Source organism: Rhodococcus sp. 077-4 (assembly GCF_047782425.1).
In the GTDB taxonomy this organism is placed as follows: Bacteria; Actinomycetota; Actinomycetes; order Mycobacteriales; family Mycobacteriaceae; genus Rhodococcoides.
Genome location: NZ_JAJPWC010000001.1, coordinates 994,342 through 1,011,306 on the forward strand (window position 1 = coordinate 994,342; position 16,965 = coordinate 1,011,306).

Consider the following 16,965-nt stretch of genomic DNA (forward strand, 5'->3'; position numbering starts at 1 on the left):
TCTGCTGAAGTACGGCCCGCGCATCTCACCGCGGGCCGTACATGATCACGGCAACGCCGATCAGCGCGATCGAGGATCCGGCAATATCCCAGCGATCGGGGCGGAAGCCGTCGGCCACCATTGCCCAGAGCAGTGATCCCGCCACGAACACCCCGCCGTACGCGGCAAGAATGCGTCCGAAGTTCGCATCGGGCTGCAGCGTCGCGACGAAGCCGTAGGCACCGAGCGCGATCACCCCCGCTCCCACCCACAGCCATCCGCGATGCTCGCGGATTCCCTGCCACACCAGCCACGCCCCGCCGATCTCGAACACCGCTGCGACCGCGAAGAGCATGACCGACTTCACAATGTTCATGCGACGAAGGCTGCCACAGAACGGCGCGGGTGTAGAAAGATGCCACTCGGGGTAGGTCCTGTTGGCCCCACATCGAGGGCAACAGCGGTAGGGGTTGGGTAAGTCATGCGGGACGTGTACACCGAAACACTCGATACGTTGGCGTCGAATTTGTCCGACATGTCGAGAATGGCCGAGAAGGCAATGGTCGACGCCACCCGCGCCCTGCTGACCGCCGACATCGTCCTCGCCGAGCAGACCATCGAGTACCGCGAAGAGATGGACATACTCGCCGTCGAATGGGAGCACGGAGCTTTCGGCTTCCTCGCCCTGCAGGCACCGGTTGCCCACGATCTACGACGCGTGGTCTCCGGAATCAACATCGTCGCCGACCTGCAGCGGATGGGCGGCCTGGCCGTGCACATCGCCGAACTGGCCCGTCGTCGCCATCCCGCGCACGTGCTGCCGCCCGAGGTGGAGGGTGTGTTCGAGCAGATGGGCCGCGTTGCCGTCGCGCAGGCCGAGACGACTCAGCGCGTACTGGAAACCAGAGACGCCGAACTCGCCGCCGACCTACGGATCCAGGATCAAGAAATGGACGCACTGCATCGCAGTCTGTTCATGCTGACCTCTGCACCCGACTGGCCGCACGGCGTTCCGGCCGCCGTGGACATCACTCTGCTCGGCCGGTTCTACGAGCGCTACTCCGACCACACGGTCGAGGTCGCCAAACGGGTCATCTTCCTGGTGACCGGCGATCGCCCCACCGACGAGTCGTAGTCTGCGCAAACGGCTCGAAGGTGGCAGGATCGGCACGATGAAACGTGACGTCTCTGCGTACCTCGATGTCGACGTGACCGAGGCAAGCACCCTCGAGTTCCAGATCGCGGTCGCACCGCACCCGGGAACCGATGTGTGGGAAGCACTCTCGTTCACGCTCGACGGTCAGCCCGTCGAAGCGCAGGAGATCAGTGGTGCTCACGGCACACGCATTCACAAGCTCCATTGCGAAGCGGGCAAGCTCGAGGCGTCGTACTCGGCCACCATCTACGGCAACACCGAGCCCGCTCCCGTGTCCGATTACGACCTCTCGTTGTACCTTCGGCCCAGCCGCTACTCCGAGGCGGACAAGTTCTTCGGTTTTGCCGCAACGGAATTCGGCTCTTACCCGCCGTCCGAGAAACTGCTCGCCGAGGTGTCGTCCTGGGTCGGTGCCCGTCTGAGCTACGTACCGGGCAGCAGCGACCCCATCGACGGCGCAGTCGACACCCTCCTCGCCGGTGCCGGAGTATGCCGCGATTACACCCACCTCGTGGTTGCGCTGCTGCGCGCCGTCAACGTCCCCGCCCGCCTGGTCGCGGTGTATGCGCCGGGCTGCGACCCGATGGACTTCCACGCAGTGGCCGAAGCTTTCGTCGAAGGCCAATGGCGAGTGGTCGACGCCACGTGCCTCGCGCCGCCATCGACCCTGGTGCGCATCGCCACCGGACGCGACGCAGCCGACACCGCCTTCCTCGACAACCACGGCGGATCGATCATCCTCAACAGCGCCGTCGTCGGAGCCGTCGTCGACGGACCCTTGCCCTTCGACGACATCACCCAGCTGGTGTCGATTACCTGACTGGGTCGCTCCTGCGGGCTTCGCTCCTGGCACCTGATCGGGTCGAGTCGGAGCCGCGTTAGGCTGCGGCCGTGCGAATCTCTGTGCGGCGTGGTGGTGTGCGGATCGATGGGGTGCCCGTCGGGGACCGCTCGCAGTCCAATATCGTGGTCAAGCCGTCGGGCACCCGGGTTGACGTACAGATCGCATCTGCCGCAACCGTTGTGGACAGGTCGGTATTGCAGGGAATCGCGTTGGCTGCAGCCGGATCGATCGACTGAGAATCGTGATCTTCATTGCCGGACTCTTGATTATGGTGGTGGTATCGATTGCGGCTGTTCGTTCACGTGACGGCTTTTCCAAGGCCGCTGTCACGCTGGTGTGGCTCCCCCTCGGCATTGCTTTCCTGACCCTTTGGGGTTTCAGCTATCGATGGGCAAGCCAATCAGGTTGTCGAGGGGCCTTTCCCGAGCATTTCGGGTACCGTCCACCGGATTTCGAGGTCGAGCCCTTTCCAGTCGAGGACCGGCAGTCCTGGTGGCCTCTCGGTCGAGAATGCGCCGGCCGCGACTCCGATAGCGGCACGGTGATCTTCGAGCACACTGGGTGGGGAACAACCTTGATCGTGTATCCGGCCTTGATCTGCGCGGTGGTTGCACTGGCTGTCGTTGTCGTGAGAACTGCGGTGCTGGCACGACGAGCCAGCAGTTCGAAGTCGTGAGCTCGTGAAATGTCATCCGACTTTCATGGGCCAGGCCATCGACTTGTTCGTTACGGGTTCGGCGGTGTTTTCGGAACGAGGCGCGAGGCGTCGACCGTGATGGAGGCGACGACGCCGGCGTTGGCAGGGTCGGCGAACGCTTCCGGTGTTGTAGATCGAACAGTAACCGTCTCCGACTCGGCGGTCAGGTCGATCTTCGACGCCGTACCGTCGGAGCCGAAGCGGCGCAACATATTTGTGCCGTCGACGGACCACTGCGTGCCGTCGGGCGCTATAGCGCGATCTGCTCGGGTAGCCCGGATTTCGTCGGGGCCGTCGACGGGCACAATGCGTCGGGTAACTCTGTCCAGCAATCGAACTCGCTCTTCATCCGGATAGGTCCTGATCACTCCATGACGTCGGTTGCTGTTCATGGACGACCGTGTCCACCCCAGGAGATACAGCTGCCCCTCGTGGACCGCGGTGGCCCAGCTGCCCTCGGTGGTATGCCGCTCGATGTTCAGCTCACCCTCGGGAGAAATGGTGCACAGATGAATATCGTGCTCGGAGGTGATCCAGAAGCCGTGTTCGATAGCGTGTATCCGACGCGACCAGCGGTCGACCGAAGGTTCGATGGTCAGCGGCAGCAGATAGCGAGTGATGACCGGAACTGCGCCCGCCGTGTCGACCTGCAAGAGAACCGGGTCCGACGAGTGCATTACCCAGATCGAGTCTCCCCTGATCGTCACAGCTCCAGCTACGAACGGTCTGAGCGAAGAGGGGTTGTCGTCGAGATCGATGTCGATCAGTACACCCGACGAGGCGAAGTCGCCGTCTTCGGTGTCTTTGGACGGCCACCAGTCGTGTGCGACGGGAATGGCATCGATCTCAGTGAGCTGGTCGGTTCCGTCGATGGTGGTCCAGCCGTTTTCGATCGGTCGAACTTGTTTGTCCACTAGATGCATCAGGCGGATGCGGCCGTGGACGTGGGGTGGCGCGTCCACGCCGAAGTCGGTGAGCATCGCGTTGTACGTTCCGGTCAGAGTGACCTCGCCGTCGGTGGGCTTGTCGTTCCACCACCGTGCGCTCCAGCCGTCGCCGTAGACGAGGTGAAGCCACAGTAGACGCCCATCGCGGTGCATTCTGGGTGCTCGGCCGTAGGCGGGTCTGGCGATGGCAGTGCGTGTTTCGTCGCACGGAGAAGGTGCTTCTGCCAGCGAGTAGTGCTCGAGGGCGACGTCGGCGAGATCGCCGACCGATGCGCGGGGAAAGGATCCATCCTGTATGACCCACCCTGCAACGAATACTCGGAGGGTGCGTGGAGACGACGCGTTCATGCATTTCCCGACGCAGTAGGGGAGTCCGCACGACGAGGCGTGGCGGGCGTCGGGTCACCGTGCTTTGAGGCTACATGCGTGGGTCGAAACGCGACGCGATTCCCTTCCGGTATGCGGTTGAGCTCAACCCTCGCTGCATGTTTCGACGATGGCGGGATCGATCGGATCGGCTGGCAGCGCTACCACTCCGGCAAGCCGTGCCTGAAGGCAGAGCCCACCGGACATCCATCGCTCCCAGTCGATTCCGTCCTCCTCGTCGAGGTAGCCGTCGGGCGCAGATCGGTCGGTGGGGTCGGCCTCGCGACCGAGCTCGAACTGCCGCTCGATCACACCGTCGACTGCGTACACGAAGGTGGAAAGTCCATTCACATCCCACTGCACGGTGATGCTGGTGCCGAATGTGTCGGACAGTTTCTCCGGAACCGGGGGCAGTAAGCCTGAGATGGTGAACTCTTCGAGTACCCAGACCCAGTCGCCAGCTACGCCGGCATAGCGTCTCGCCATGTCGCTGTCGGGGAGGGAATCGGACCAGTCGTCGACATCCATGTCGGCCGGCTTCCGAGATTTTGCGGGATTCACCGACGCGAACACCGCGAGCACAGCCTCGGGATCCGTCGAGCGCACGAGCGTGAAGCACAGGCCCAGGTCGAAGCGGTCATCCTCATCGGCCCAGTCGAATCGGCTTTGCGAAATCTCGTTCGTCGTCATGAGCCGAGCCTTTCATCATCGTGGACGGTGCATGGCAGGATCGAGGCCATGTCTCGCACATTGCACCTCGTCGGCGATCCAGAGGCCGATGCACTGCTCGCCGAGGATCCGTTCGCGCTGCTCATCGGCATGTTGCTCGATCAGCAGGTGCCGATGGAATCGGCGTTCGCCGGCCCGAAGAAGCTCGTCGACCGTCTCGGTGATCTGAAGGTCGACACCGTCGCGGACGCCGACCCGGAAGAGTTCGCAGCCTTGTGCGCGCAGACTCCGGCCGTCCACCGGTTCCCCGGTTCGATGGCCAAGCGAATCCAGGGGCTTGCGGCGTTTCTGGTGGAGAACTACGACGGGAAGCCGCAGGAGATCTGGACCCGCGACGAACCCAACGGTGCCGAAGTACTGAAGCGACTCAAAGCGCTCCCCGGATACGGCGATCAGAAGGCCCGCATCTTTCTCGCGCTGCTCGGCAAGCAGATGGGCGTCACGCCCGACGGGTGGCGCAAGGCCGCCGGAGCGTACGGCGACGACGGTGCGCGTCGATCCATCGCCGACGTGGTGGACGAGAAATCACTGCTCGAAGTACGTGAATTCAAGAAGGCAGCGAAAGCCGCGGCCAAGAACAAATAAGTCTGTCGGTGCCGGTCGTTACAGTGACCAGAACTTTCACCGGGGGGCGAGATGACCGACGATATCGGGACGTACGAGGGTTGGCTGGCGTCTCTGGACGAGGACGCACTGACCGACCTGCTCTGCCGTCGGCCGGACGTCGCCACCGACCCGCCACCACGCTCGTTCGGCTTGCTCGCACAGCTTCTCGGTGCCCCGGCCAGGGTGTCGATGCTGCCGCGTCGACTCGACAGTGGTGCGCTCGCCCTCCTCGAATTGTTCGCGCTCATGGGCGATCTGAGCCGCGCGGAGATCGGCCACTGGACGAGTGAGGGATCGGTCAACGAGACCCGGCATGTCGAGGCAGCTCTCGCCACGCTGACGGCCTACGGGTTGATCTGGCCGCACACCTCGGTCGAGACGGGCACCGTCGAGTATCGACCCATCGATCTGTCCGGGGTGTTCGCGCACCCGTTCGGGCTTGCTCGCAGACAGCGAAAGTTGTTCTCGCGCTGCGCCGTCGAGGAGGATCGATTGATGCTGATGTCGCTTCTCGGCATCGACGCGGCGCTCGATCGAGGGGCACGCGCCGACGCTGTTGCCGCCGCGATGACACCCGATCGTATCCGGGCATTGTTCGACGGCGGTCCCGCAGAGATGCGAGAAATGTTGTCTCGCTTCGTCGATGGCAAGCCGGTCTCACTGATCTTCGACATCCCGCCGACCGCAGGCGCGGCCGCATTTGGGCGGGGATTGCTGTATCGACTGGACGGACACCGCGTCGAGATGCCGTTGGAGGTGAGCATCGCACTGCGAGGGCATGATTGGCGTTTACCCATCGAACTCACCCCGCCGACCTTTGCCGCTCGGGTGCTCTCGTCCGGCGACGTCCGGCGCACTCGTTCCATCGCCCTGCTGCAATTCTGCGAGCACACGCAGGCGTTGCTGACGGCTGTCGACACGGACGATCTGACGATGATGAAGACGGGCGGCATCAGTGCCAAAGATCTCCGGTCGCTGACGACGCGGCTGGGATTTGCCGACGAACACGACACCGCGTTGATGCTGATGCTCTCCCGCGAAGCCGGGCTGCTGACCGAACGCGGAAAGACCGGGCTCGCCCTCACCTCCACCTACGAGAGATGGTCGACGAGCACGCGAGCCGAACAGGCGGCCGCATTGGTGGCGGCATGGTGGTGTACGCCGTTCACGCCCACCCACCGAGTACCTCGCGCCTCGCAGAAGACCGTGCCGGTGCTCAGGAAGATGCTCGACGATCCCGCGGCCGCGGACCTTCGCGCAACCGCGCTGACAGCTCTCCTTCGATACGAGGACGCCGACTCGCCGGCAACGGTTCTGCACGGCAGCGAGGAGTTCGCCCGGTACCTCGATTGGCACATCCCGGTGGTCTCGGCAAGCGCCGGGCCGGGTCATGTGGCCGCGCTCTGGGCAGAGGCAGGTCGACTCGGAGTACTGGCCGACGGCGCGCCGAGCGATCTGTGCCGCATCCTCACGGATTTTCCCGCAGGTAGAGACGGCGACCCTCGCGACATCGCTGCGGCTCTGTCGGCGCAGTTGCAGGACATGGCCGACTGGGTGCCGTTCTCGGTCCGGCTGCTACCCGATTCCACGGTGGTGGTGACCGGACCGCCGAGCACCGAGGTGGCGTCGATACTCGGCGCGGCCGCGCAGCCCGAGTCGAGAGAAGTCGCATCGGTCTGGCGGTTCACCCCGGCATCGATCCGCAGTTTCTTCGACACCGGCGGTACCGGCGAGGAATTGATCGATGCCCTGGCCGACATGGCCGACACGGAGGTTCCGCAGGCTCTGAGCTACACGATTCGAGACTGCTGGCGCACCTACGGCTCGCTGGCCGTGCGCAAGATCCCCTGCGCCATCGTCTCCGACGACGTCGTACTGCTGACGAACATCGAGACCGACGAGTCGCTGGCCGTGCTGCAGTTCCACCGCCTCGCCCCGACCGTGCTGGTCAGTTCGGCCACACCGATCGACACCATCGCCGTACTCCGCAGGCACGGATACTCCCCGGTGCGGCATTCCGACACCGGGCAACTCCAGCTCGACAGCACACCTCGCATCCGTGCCGAGAACACGCGTGAGAAGCATCCGCCCGTCCACGCGCGCCAGCACAGGCGCGAACCACGCGAGTTGGCGCGACTCCTGCTGGCAGGCGAGCGCGGAACGGTGGACGAAGGACGGGTGCGGTCTGCACTCGTTCCCCACAGTCGGCTGCTGCCGCGGGAACTGGATCTGTTGACCGATGCCGCAGCGAAGGGCACACCCGTCTCGATCGACTACCAGAACTCGAAGGGAGCCATCGTGCGGCACGCGATTTCGGACGCGCTGCAGGACGGCAATTGGTTGTACGCGCTCTCGGAATCGACCAGTACTCGCGAGAGCTTCGCGATCATGAACATCAGAGCGGTATCCGCCGGCCGACAATGACCGGCGATGCAACTGTGTCCGTGGTCGCCGGTACCCTTTCGGGCGTGGCCCTCTACCGGAAGTACCGTCCCGCGACGTTCGCCGAGGTCGTCGGTCAGGAGCACGTCACCGAGCCGATCAGCGTGGCGTTGGACAGCAACAGAATCAACCACGCCTACCTCTTCTCCGGCCCGCGTGGCTGCGGAAAGACCTCCTCGGCGCGGATCCTTGCCCGATCGCTGAACTGCGCCGAAGGTCCGACGTCGACGCCCTGCGGCGTGTGCAACTCCTGCGTCGCCCTCGCCCCCGGCGGACCCGGCAACTTCGACGTCGTCGAGATGGACGCGGCCAGCCACGGTGGCGTCGACGATGCGCGTGATCTGAGGGACAAGGCCGTGTATGCCCCGGCCGAATCGCGCTACGTCATCTTCATCATCGACGAGGCACACATGGTCACCCCGGCAGGCTTCAACGCACTGCTCAAGGTCGTCGAGGAACCGCCCGAGCACCTCGTCTTCATCTTCGCGACCACCGAGCCCGAGAAGGTGCTCCCCACCATCCGCTCGCGTACCCATCACTACCCGTTCCGGCTGCTCGCGCCGTCGACGATGCGCGTTCTGCTGGAGAAGATCTGCGGCCAGGAACAGGTCCCGGTCGAGGATGCGGTCTACCCGTTGGTCATCCGCGCAGGCGGCGGTTCTCCCCGTGACTCGCTCAGCGTCATGGATCAGCTGCTGGCCGGAGCCGGACCCGAGGGGGTCACGTACCCGCGGGCGCTGTCACTGCTCGGGGTCACCGACGTCGCCCTGATCGACGAAGCCGTCGACGCGTTGGCGGCGGGCGACGGAGGCGCACTGTTCGGCACCGTCGACAAAGTGATGGACGCAGGCCACGACCCGCGTCGCTTCGCCATCGACCTCCTCGACCGCATGCGAGATCTGATCCTGATGAAAGCCGTGCCCGACGCCGGGGAACGCGGTCTGGTCGACGTGCCGGGCGACGTACTCGAGCGACTCCGTGACGAGGCGGATCTTCTGGGCTCGGCCACGCTGACTCGCTACGCCGAGATCGTGCACTCGGGCCTCGGCGAAATGCGCGGAGCAACGGCACCGCGTCTGCTGCTCGAAGTGATGTGCGCCCGCATGCTGCTGCCCTCGGCCTCCGATGCCGAATCGGCGGTACTGCAGCGTCTCGAACGCGTCGAACGTCGCTTGGACGTCACCCTCCCAGCGGGGGAGCAGGCCGCCGTCGCGCAGGCAGTCGCGGATCCGACGCGACCGCAGCTGCAACCCGCCGAGGCACCGTCCGGTCCGGCACCGGTGAGCAAGTTCCAGCGACCGTCGCAACGCCCGTCCGCCGCAGAGTCGGCGGCACCTGCCCCGGCTTCTGTCGCGCCGGCACCCGCCGCATCGATTCCCACACCGGCACCGGAGCCGACCGCAACACCGGAACCTGCACAGCCCGCATCACCCGAGCCCGCACAACCCGAGCCCGTCGCAACACCGGAACCGGTCGCTACTCCCGAGCCGGCCCCCGCGCCTGAGCCCGTTGCACCAGCCACGCCGGCCACGGAACCCGAGTCGAAGTCGGATGTCGCATCGACCCCGGCACCTGCGGTTACCCCGGCACCTACAGCTACCCCGGAACCCGCTCCTGCACAGAAGGATTCGATCCCCGTTCCGTCGGTGTCGCACGAGGATTTCCCGCCGGAGCCCGAGGACGATTACGGCCCCGAACCGGAGCCGGTGTTCGAGGCGGAACCCGCACCTGTCGCGGTTCCTGCTGCCGCGTCGAACGAACCAGACGCGGCTGCGGTGCGAGCGGTGTGGTCCGAGGTACGTACGAAGGTTCGAGACCGAAGCAGGACCGTCGAGGTGATGTTGTCCGGTGCGTCGGTGCGCGCTGTCGAGAACGGCACCATCACGCTGGGCCACGATTCGGCACCGTTGGCCAAGCGGCTCGAGGAGCCGCGCAATGCCGACGTCATTCGCGATGCCCTACGTGACGTGTTCGGCGTCGAATGGTCGGTGGTGTGTCTGGTAGGTGCTGCGGCACCACCGGAAGCGTCATCAGCAAAAAAAGATGAACCGGCAGCGAAACCCGCGTCGCTGCCGAAGTTCTCGAGGCCGAGCCAGGCAGGGGCTCCCCGCCCCACGTCGGACGGTTTCGGATCAGCGGGCGACGGATCTTCGGCGGGCATCGGGGCGGACGACATTCCGATGCCGGAAGCGCCGGACTATCCCGACGAGCCCGAGCCGGTAGGCCCACCGCCACCGGAGACGCCGGAGGACGAGGAAGAGCTGCTCAAGGCCGCGGCCGAGCCAGCAGATCCGACGGTCCGGCGGGACCCGGAAACCGTCGCGATGGAGCTGTTGGTCAGCGAACTGGGAGCCGTACCGCTCAAAGAGACCTGACAGACGGGTGACTCAGCCGACGGTGAGGTCCTCGTTGTCGGCGAACACCAGTCGCCCACTGTCGAGGGCCACGGCCCAACGCCGGGCCACCGCCCAGTCTCTCGATGTGGTGTCGGGGGTCTGCACGCCGAAGTCCTCGACGATCGCGCCGCTCTCGTAGGCGTCCTGCGCGGCTTCGTCGTCGGTGGTGTGAATGCGTACTTTGACGCGAGCGCCCACGGTCAGTTGGTTGTCGGTTTCCATGGTCGGTCTTCTTCCGCGCTCGGTAGATCGGATCTTTGGGAGTGTCCCATGCCGACATAGTTCAAACCTGAAGTGGATCGTCGGGTCATGGAGAACGCTCGTTTCGGTCCTTATGTCGCAGCTGCCGATGGCCCTACTGTGACATGAGCTGAGGTCTGTTGTGGCCTCGCATCGACGCGGTCGGCCAGTACGGCGACGGCGACGCCGATCGAGAATGTGGAAGGAACTGCGCGCTGTGACTACAGAGGCATTCATTTATGAAGCCATCAGGACTCCCCGAGGCAAGGGAAAGAACGGCTCCCTGCATTCGGTGAAGCCGATTTCCCTGGTGACCGGCCTGATCGACGAGCTTCGTCGACGTTTCCCCGATATGGACGAGAACCGAATCTCCGATCTCATCCTCGGTGTGGTCTCACCCGTCGGAGATCAGGGTGCCGATATCGCGCGTACGGCAGTGCTCGCTGCGAAGATGCCCGACACCGTCGGCGGATTCCAGCTCAACCGCTTCTGCGCGTCCGGCCTCGAGGCCGTCAACCTGGCGGCGCAGAAGGTGCGCTCGGGCTGGGACGAACTCGTCATCGCCGGTGGCGTCGAGTCGATGTCGCGGGTGCCGATGGGCAGTGACGGCGGCGCGTGGGCCATGGACCCCGTCACCAACTACGACACCTACTTCGCTCCGCAGGGCATCGGTGCCGATCTCATCGCGACGATCGAGGGGTTCAGCCGCGAGGACGTCGACGCCTATGCGGTGCAGTCCCAGGAGCGCGCCGCAGCGGCGTGGTCCGGTGGCTACTTCGCCAAGTCCGTCGTTCCGGTGACGGACCAGAACGGTCTGCTGATCCTCGATCAGGACGAGCACATGCGTCCGGGTACGACGGTCGAGTCGCTCGGCAAGCTGAACCCGGCGTTCACCGGCATCGCGGCAATGGGCGGATTCGACGACGTGGCGCTGCAGAAGTACCACTGGATCGAGAAGATCGATCACGTGCACACCGGCGGTAACAGCTCCGGCATCGTCGACGGCGCGGCACTCGTCCTCGTCGGCAGCGAGCAGGCAGGCAAGGACCTGAACCTGGTGCCGCGGGCGCGCATCGTCGCGACCGCCACCAGTGGTGCCGATACGACGATCATGCTGACCGGGCCGACCCCGGCGTCGAAGAAGGTTCTCGCGACCGCGGGCCTGACCGTCGACGACATCGATCTCTTCGAGCTCAACGAGGCGTTCGCCTCCGTCGTGCTGCGTTTCCAGAAGGATCTGAACATCCCGAACGAGAAGCTCAACGTCAACGGCGGCGCCATCGCCATGGGCCACCCGCTGGGGGCCACCGGAGCCATGATCACCGGCACCGTGCTCGACGAGCTCGAGCGCCGCGGCGGCCGATACGCCTTGATCACCCTGTGCATCGGCGGCGGCATGGGCGTCGCAACCATCATCGAGCGAGTCTGAGGTATTACGATGTCTGACAACATGATTCAGTGGGACCAGGACGCCGACGGTATCGTCGTTCTGACGATGGACGACCCCAACCAGGGCGCCAACACGATGAACCAGCTGTACAAGGACTCGATGGGCGCGACGGTCGACCGCCTCGAGGCCGAGAAGGACAGCATCACCGGAGTCGTGCTGACCTCCGCCAAGAAGACGTTCTTCGCCGGCGGCGATCTGCACACCCTCATCGCCGCGCAGCCCGAGGACGCCCAGCGGGTGTTCGACGAGGTCCAGGAAGTCAAGAGCCAGCTGCGACGCATCGAGAAGCTCGGCAAGCCGGTCGTGTCCGCCATCAACGGCGCTGCACTCGGCGGCGGACTCGAAATCGCACTCGCGACGCATCACCGCATCGCTGCCGATGTTCCCGGCGTTCAGATCGGTCTGCCCGAGGTCTCGCTCGGCCTGCTCCCCGGCGGCGGTGGAGTTGCCCGCATCACGCGACTTCTCGGCATCCAGACCGGCTTCATGACCGTCCTCGCTCAGGGCACCCGGTTCCGTCCGGCGAAGGCTCTCGAAATCGGTCTGATTCACGAATTGGTCGGCAGCATCGACGAATTGGTGCCCACCGCCAAGGCGTGGATCAAGGCCAACCCCGAGGGTGGCGTCGCCCCGTGGGACGTCAAGGGCTACAAGATCCCCGGCGGCACACCGTCGAACCCGAAGCTTGCACAGATCCTGCCGGCCTTCCCGTCCAACCTGCGCAAGCAGATCAAGGGCGCACCGATGCCCGCTCCGCGCGCGATTCTCGCTGCGGCAGTGGAAGGTGCACAGGTCGACTTCGACAACGCGTGCACCATCGAATCGCGTTACTTCACCGAGTTGGTCACCGGCCTGGTGTCCAAGAACATGATTCAGGCATTCTTCTTCGACCTGCAGGCGATCAACGCCGGCAAGTCTCGCCCCGACGGCATCGAGAAGACCACTTTCACCAAGGTTGCGGTTCTCGGCGCGGGCATGATGGGCGCGGGTATCGCCTACGTGTGTGCGAAGGCCGGAATCGACGTGGTGCTCAAGGACGTTGCCATCGAGTCGGCCCAGAAGGGCAAGGCGTACTCCGAGGCAATCGAGGCCAAGGCACTCTCGCGTGGCAAGACCACCCAGGAGAAGTCCGACGCTCTGCTCGCGCGCATCCACCCGACGGCCGATGCCAAGGACGTCGAAGGCGCAGACCTCGTCATCGAGGCCGTCTTCGAGTCGGAAGAGTTGAAGCAGAAGGTGTTCCAGGAGATCGAGGACCTCGTCGATCCGACGGCGCTGCTCGGTTCCAACACCTCGACGCTGCCCATCACGAGCCTCGCTCAGGGCATCAAGCGTCAGGAAGACTTCATCGGAATCCACTTCTTCTCGCCCGTCGACAAGATGCCGCTGGTGGAGATCATCCGCGGCGAGAAGACGTCGGATGCGGCTTTGGCCAAGGCATTCGACCTGGTGCAGCTCATCAAGAAGACGCCGATCGTCGTCAACGACAGTCGCGGTTTCTTCACCTCGCGCGTCATCGGCACGTTCATCAACGAGGCCATCTCGATGCTGGGCGAGGGCGTCGAGCCGTCGACCATCGAGCAGGCAGGTCTGCAGGCCGGCTATCCGGCTGCGCCGCTGCAGCTCTCGGACGAGCTGACGCTCAACCTGATGCAGAAGATTCGCAAGGAGACCTACGACGCGCTGATCGCCGCGGGTCAGACTCCTCCCGAGGATCCGGCAGGCGCAGTCATCGACAAGATGGTCGACGAGTTCGAGCGTCCGTCGAAGGCCAAGGGTGCGGGCTTCTACGAGTACGAGGACGGCAAGCGCGCCGGGCTGTGGCCCGGACTGCGTGATGCGTTCAAGTCGGGTTCGGCGGACATCCCGTTCGAGGACCTCAAGGAACGCATGCTGTTCATCGAGGCCATCGAGACGCAGAAGTGCTTCGACGAGGGTGTGCTGAACACCACCGCCGACGCCAACATCGGCTCGATCTTCGGCATCGGTTTCCCGGCCTGGACCGGAGGCGTGCACCAGTACGTCGTCGGCTATCCGGGAGGGCAGGCCGGATTCGTCACTCGTGCAGACGAATTGGCGAAGAAGTACGGCGAGCGCTTCCAGGTTCCCGCCTCGCTGCGCTAGGTCGTGCGCGTTTTGCGTAGCTCCAGGTACGCAAAACGCTCACGAGGGCGAAGCCCGATGCGCTATCAACCTCTCGGCGCCGTCTGTGAATTGTTGCTTCATCAATTCGCAGGCGGCGTCGATGTCGTTTCGAACGAGTGCCTCGATGAGTTCCTCGTGGTTGCGGACAGCCGCCCGTCCCCAGTCGCGGTCGGTGGCGTACAGGCGGGTGGGTGTGTAGCGGGTCGCGTTGTTGAGGAACCACGCGAGCTTCGCTGATTCGGCGAGTCGGTTCAGGACACGGTGGAACTCGAACTCGCAGTTCTCGACGTCCTCGGGTTTGCCGTTCTCGACGGCGATCGAGAGTGCGGCGGTGAGTTCGGCGAGTCGATCGAGTTCGGCCTCGGTGATCTTGGGCGCAGCGCGGCGCACCAACTCGACGGCGATCCGTCCCTGCAGCCAGAAGATGTCGACGATGTCGTTCGGCGTCAGCGGCGACACCTTGTACCCGCGATGAGGGACGAGTTCGACGATGCCCTCACCCCGCAGCGTCAGCAGTGCCTCACGTACGGGGGTGACGCTCACACCGAGTTCGGCTGCCGTCTCGTCGAGCCGGATGAAATCTCCCGGGCTCACTTCGCCGGACATCACGAGGTGCCGGACGTGGCTGGCCACTTCTTCCGACAGCTGCGGCCGCCGGCGCAGAACCGATGCTCGACGTTTGTCCACCATTCGGAAAGCCAATCACACGGCGGGCTTGGTGCGGAGGAGGACCTGCGCGACCGGTTCGACGACTCGGGCGGCGATGGGCCCCAGGATCGCCATCAGCAGCACGTACGCCGTCGCCAGAGCTGCCAGTTCACCTTCCACCGCTCCGGCGGCGACGGCCAGTCCGGCGATGACGATGGAGAACTCGCCGCGCGCCACCAGGGCCGCACCGGTACGCAGTCGTCCCGGCCGCCCGATTCCCTGACGGCCCGCCGCCCACCAACCCGTCGCAATCTTCGTCGCCGTCGTGGTGACGGCGAGTACGACGGCCCAGCCCAGCACCGGTGGGATGGTCGCGGGGTCGGTGGCGAGCCCGAACACCACGAAGAACATCGCTGCGAAGAGGTCGCGGAGTGGTTCGAGCACGCGGGTGGCGTTGTCGGCCGTCGACCCGGAGATAGCGATGCCGAGCAGGAACGCGCCGACGGCGGCCGAGACCTGCAGTTCCGACGCGATGCCTGCCACCAGCAGAGCCGAACCGAGGACTTTGAGCAGGACGATCTCGCGGTCGGGACTGTCGACGACGGCGGAGACGAATCTGCCGTATCGCAGCGCCACCACCAGCACGAAGGTGATGACGAACAGGGAGATGCCGAGGGCTTCGAGTCCGCCGAGGAAGCTGACCCCGCTGAGCACCGCGGTGAGAATCGGTAGGTAGATGGCCATCGCCAGGTCCTCGAAGACCAGGATGGACAGCACGACGGGTGTTTCGCGGTTTCCCAGGCGACCCAAGTCGGTGAGGACCTTGGCGATGATGCCCGAGGACGAGATGTAGGTGACGCCGCCCATCACCAGTGCGCCGACTCCGCCCCACCCGAGCAGGAGTGCGACGACGGCTCCCGGTGCGAAGTTCAGGACGATGTCGACCAGACCGGCCATCCACGAGCGGCGTAGTCCGGTGACGAGTTCGGTGGCGGTGTATTCGAGACCGAGTAGCAGCAACAACAGGATGACGCCGATTTCGCTGGCGATCTCACTGAATTCGTCGATGCCGCCGAGGGTGACGAAGCCGCCGTTGCCGAAGGCGAGCCCGCCGAGCAGGTAGAACGGGATGGGGGAGACGCCGATCTTGCCGGCGAGACGAGCGAGCAGTCCGAGTGCGAAGAACACCGCGCCCAGTTCGGTCAGGGCGAGTGCACTCTCGGCCACGGCTCAGAACCGATCGGTCTCAGGCACCGGCAAGGATCCTGGCAGCTGCGTCCAGCCCATCGGCTGTGCCGACGGCGACCAGGAGGTCGCCGGCGACGAGGGTGAAGCCGGGGGTGGGTGACGGTTGGACCTGGCCTGCCCGCATCACTGCGACGATCGAGACGCCGGTCTTGGTGCGCATCCCGGTATCGCCGAGGGGGCGGCCGTCGAATCGCGAGCCCTCCCTGACGGGAAGCTGGCGGGTGTTGATTCCGGGGAGATCGCGATGCTCTTCCCCGAGCTGAGCGATGAGTTGCGGCGACCCGAGCAGATTGCCCAGGGCCGCCGCTTCCTCATTGCTCAGCGTGATGGACGCCTGTGTCGCATCGGGGTCGTCCTTGCGCGAGACGATGAGCTCGTTCGCGCCGTCCTTGCGGGTGATGACGCCTATGCGTCGCCCGGAAGCGAGGGCGAAATCCTTCCGCACCCCGATTCCGGGCAGCAGGGTCACTTCGACGTTCATGGTCGAAATGCTAGCCCTGCAGGCAGCGCGTTATCGCAAGTTGTGAATCAGGATGCGACGGCAGCCAGAAGCGCTTCGCGCTGGTTTGCGCCGAGGCCACCGATACGGCGGGTATCAGCGATGGACAGCTGCTCGAGCAGCTGTGCGGCGCGCACGGATCCAACACCCGGCAGGGCCTTGATCAGGGCGGACACCTTGGTCTTCTTGACGATCTCGTCGTTCTCCGCCTTGGCGAGAACGTCAGCGACGCTGAGTTCGCCGGACTTGACGGATGCGAGCAGCTTCGACCGCGCAGTGCGTGCCTCGGCCGCCTTGGCCAGCGCCGCGGTGCGCTGTTCCGGTGTCAATACTGGTAAAGCCATGGCCTGTTCTCCTCGATTGTGGTGACCCGTCGCTCGTTGACAGGTCTCGACCCTCTTGCATCGTGCCTGGTGGCTCTCCCAATCTAACCGAACAACACGACTGTCATTCCGGTCGAGCCACCGAACCTTCCCAGCCAGGCTACGTCCTATCCGATTCGGGGTGTGCCCCGACCAGCACTTGGGCCCCGTGAGCCCTCGTGTACGGGGGTGTCCGACGCCTCCGCGTATG

The 16,965-nt window shown here is 64.9% G+C and carries 17 protein-coding genes; 9 read left to right on the forward strand and 8 right to left on the reverse strand.

What is annotated here, in order from left to right:
• Positions 1-25: 25 nt before the first annotated feature.
• Complete coding sequence (locus ACNEOT_RS04795; protein WP_415972562.1) at positions 26-355, reverse strand: YnfA family protein; 330 nt, start codon at positions 353-355, stop codon at positions 26-28.
• A gap of 105 nt (positions 356-460) precedes the next feature.
• Here ACNEOT_RS04795 and phoU point away from each other — a divergent pair, with 105 nt between their 5' ends.
• The 4 genes from phoU to ACNEOT_RS04815 all read left to right on the forward strand — a co-directional run bounded on the left by phoU (position 461) and on the right by ACNEOT_RS04815 (position 2,655).
• Complete coding sequence (gene phoU / locus ACNEOT_RS04800; protein ID WP_415972564.1) at positions 461-1,114, forward strand: phosphate signaling complex protein PhoU; 654 nt, start codon at positions 461-463, stop codon at positions 1,112-1,114.
• A 37-nt stretch (positions 1,115-1,151) separates the two neighbouring features.
• Positions 1,152-1,955: a transglutaminase-like domain-containing protein gene (locus ACNEOT_RS04805; protein ID WP_415972566.1), complete on the forward strand. Its 804-nt coding sequence runs from the start codon at positions 1,152-1,154 to the stop codon at positions 1,953-1,955.
• 71 nt (positions 1,956-2,026) lie between these two features.
• Positions 2,027-2,215, forward strand: a complete 189-nt coding sequence (locus tag ACNEOT_RS04810) for a hypothetical protein (RefSeq protein ID WP_415972567.1) — start codon at positions 2,027-2,029, stop codon at positions 2,213-2,215.
• 5 nt (positions 2,216-2,220) lie between these two features.
• Positions 2,221-2,655 (forward strand): hypothetical protein, encoded by a 435-nt coding sequence (locus ACNEOT_RS04815; RefSeq protein WP_415972569.1) that lies wholly within the window; start codon positions 2,221-2,223, stop codon positions 2,653-2,655.
• Between the two features lie 50 nt (positions 2,656-2,705).
• Here ACNEOT_RS04815 and ACNEOT_RS04820 read toward each other — a convergent pair whose 3' ends face one another.
• Positions 2,706-3,971 carry a hypothetical protein gene (locus tag ACNEOT_RS04820; protein WP_415972571.1) on the reverse strand — a complete coding sequence of 422 codons (1,266 nt, stop codon included), beginning with the start codon at positions 3,969-3,971 and terminating at the stop codon, positions 2,706-2,708.
• Positions 3,972-4,094: 123 nt separating this feature from the next.
• Positions 4,095-4,679: a DUF6461 domain-containing protein gene (locus ACNEOT_RS04825; protein WP_415972573.1), complete on the reverse strand. Its 585-nt coding sequence runs from the start codon at positions 4,677-4,679 to the stop codon at positions 4,095-4,097.
• A gap of 48 nt (positions 4,680-4,727) precedes the next feature.
• On the opposite strand from ACNEOT_RS04825, the gene ACNEOT_RS04830 reads away from it, so the two are divergent.
• From ACNEOT_RS04830 to ACNEOT_RS04840, 3 genes are read left to right on the forward strand one after another with little or no spacing between them, the layout of a single operon-like run.
• On the forward strand, positions 4,728-5,303 hold the full coding sequence (locus tag ACNEOT_RS04830) for an HhH-GPD-type base excision DNA repair protein (protein WP_415972574.1): 576 nt from the start codon (positions 4,728-4,730) through the stop codon (positions 5,301-5,303).
• 51 nt (positions 5,304-5,354) lie between these two features.
• Positions 5,355-7,748, forward strand: coding sequence for a helicase-associated domain-containing protein (locus ACNEOT_RS04835; RefSeq protein ID WP_415972576.1), 2,394 nt, complete (start codon positions 5,355-5,357; stop codon positions 7,746-7,748).
• Between the two features lie 44 nt (positions 7,749-7,792).
• Positions 7,793-10,141 (forward strand): DNA polymerase III subunit gamma and tau, encoded by a 2,349-nt coding sequence (locus ACNEOT_RS04840; RefSeq protein WP_415972578.1) that lies wholly within the window; start codon positions 7,793-7,795, stop codon positions 10,139-10,141.
• Positions 10,142-10,153: 12 nt separating this feature from the next.
• Here ACNEOT_RS04840 and ACNEOT_RS04845 read toward each other — a convergent pair whose 3' ends face one another.
• Positions 10,154-10,384 (reverse strand): hypothetical protein, encoded by a 231-nt coding sequence (locus tag ACNEOT_RS04845; protein WP_415972580.1) that lies wholly within the window; start codon positions 10,382-10,384, stop codon positions 10,154-10,156.
• 235 nt (positions 10,385-10,619) lie between these two features.
• Between ACNEOT_RS04845 and ACNEOT_RS04850 the strand changes: the two genes are divergently transcribed.
• Both ACNEOT_RS04850 and ACNEOT_RS04855 read left to right on the forward strand, forming a co-directional pair.
• Complete coding sequence (locus ACNEOT_RS04850; protein ID WP_415972582.1) at positions 10,620-11,831, forward strand: acetyl-CoA C-acetyltransferase; 1,212 nt, start codon at positions 10,620-10,622, stop codon at positions 11,829-11,831.
• 9 nt (positions 11,832-11,840) lie between these two features.
• Positions 11,841-13,976 carry a 3-hydroxyacyl-CoA dehydrogenase NAD-binding domain-containing protein gene (locus ACNEOT_RS04855; protein ID WP_415972584.1) on the forward strand — a complete coding sequence of 712 codons (2,136 nt, stop codon included), beginning with the start codon at positions 11,841-11,843 and terminating at the stop codon, positions 13,974-13,976.
• 39 nt (positions 13,977-14,015) lie between these two features.
• Here the strand turns inward: ACNEOT_RS04855 and ACNEOT_RS04860 are convergent, their stop codons facing one another.
• From ACNEOT_RS04860 to mihF, 4 genes are read right to left on the reverse strand one after another with little or no spacing between them, the layout of a single operon-like run.
• A complete protein-coding gene (locus tag ACNEOT_RS04860) occupies positions 14,016-14,687 on the reverse strand; it encodes a GntR family transcriptional regulator (protein WP_415972585.1) in 672 nt (223 codons plus the stop codon).
• A gap of 12 nt (positions 14,688-14,699) precedes the next feature.
• On the reverse strand, positions 14,700-15,872 hold the full coding sequence (locus ACNEOT_RS04865) for a cation:proton antiporter (protein ID WP_415972586.1): 1,173 nt from the start codon (positions 15,870-15,872) through the stop codon (positions 14,700-14,702).
• A 19-nt stretch (positions 15,873-15,891) separates the two neighbouring features.
• Positions 15,892-16,374 (reverse strand): cation:proton antiporter regulatory subunit, encoded by a 483-nt coding sequence (locus ACNEOT_RS04870; RefSeq protein ID WP_415972587.1) that lies wholly within the window; start codon positions 16,372-16,374, stop codon positions 15,892-15,894.
• Positions 16,375-16,421: 47 nt separating this feature from the next.
• Positions 16,422-16,736 (reverse strand): integration host factor, actinobacterial type, encoded by a 315-nt coding sequence (mihF, locus tag ACNEOT_RS04875; RefSeq protein WP_008712632.1) that lies wholly within the window; start codon positions 16,734-16,736, stop codon positions 16,422-16,424.
• Positions 16,737-16,965 lie beyond the last annotated feature (229 nt).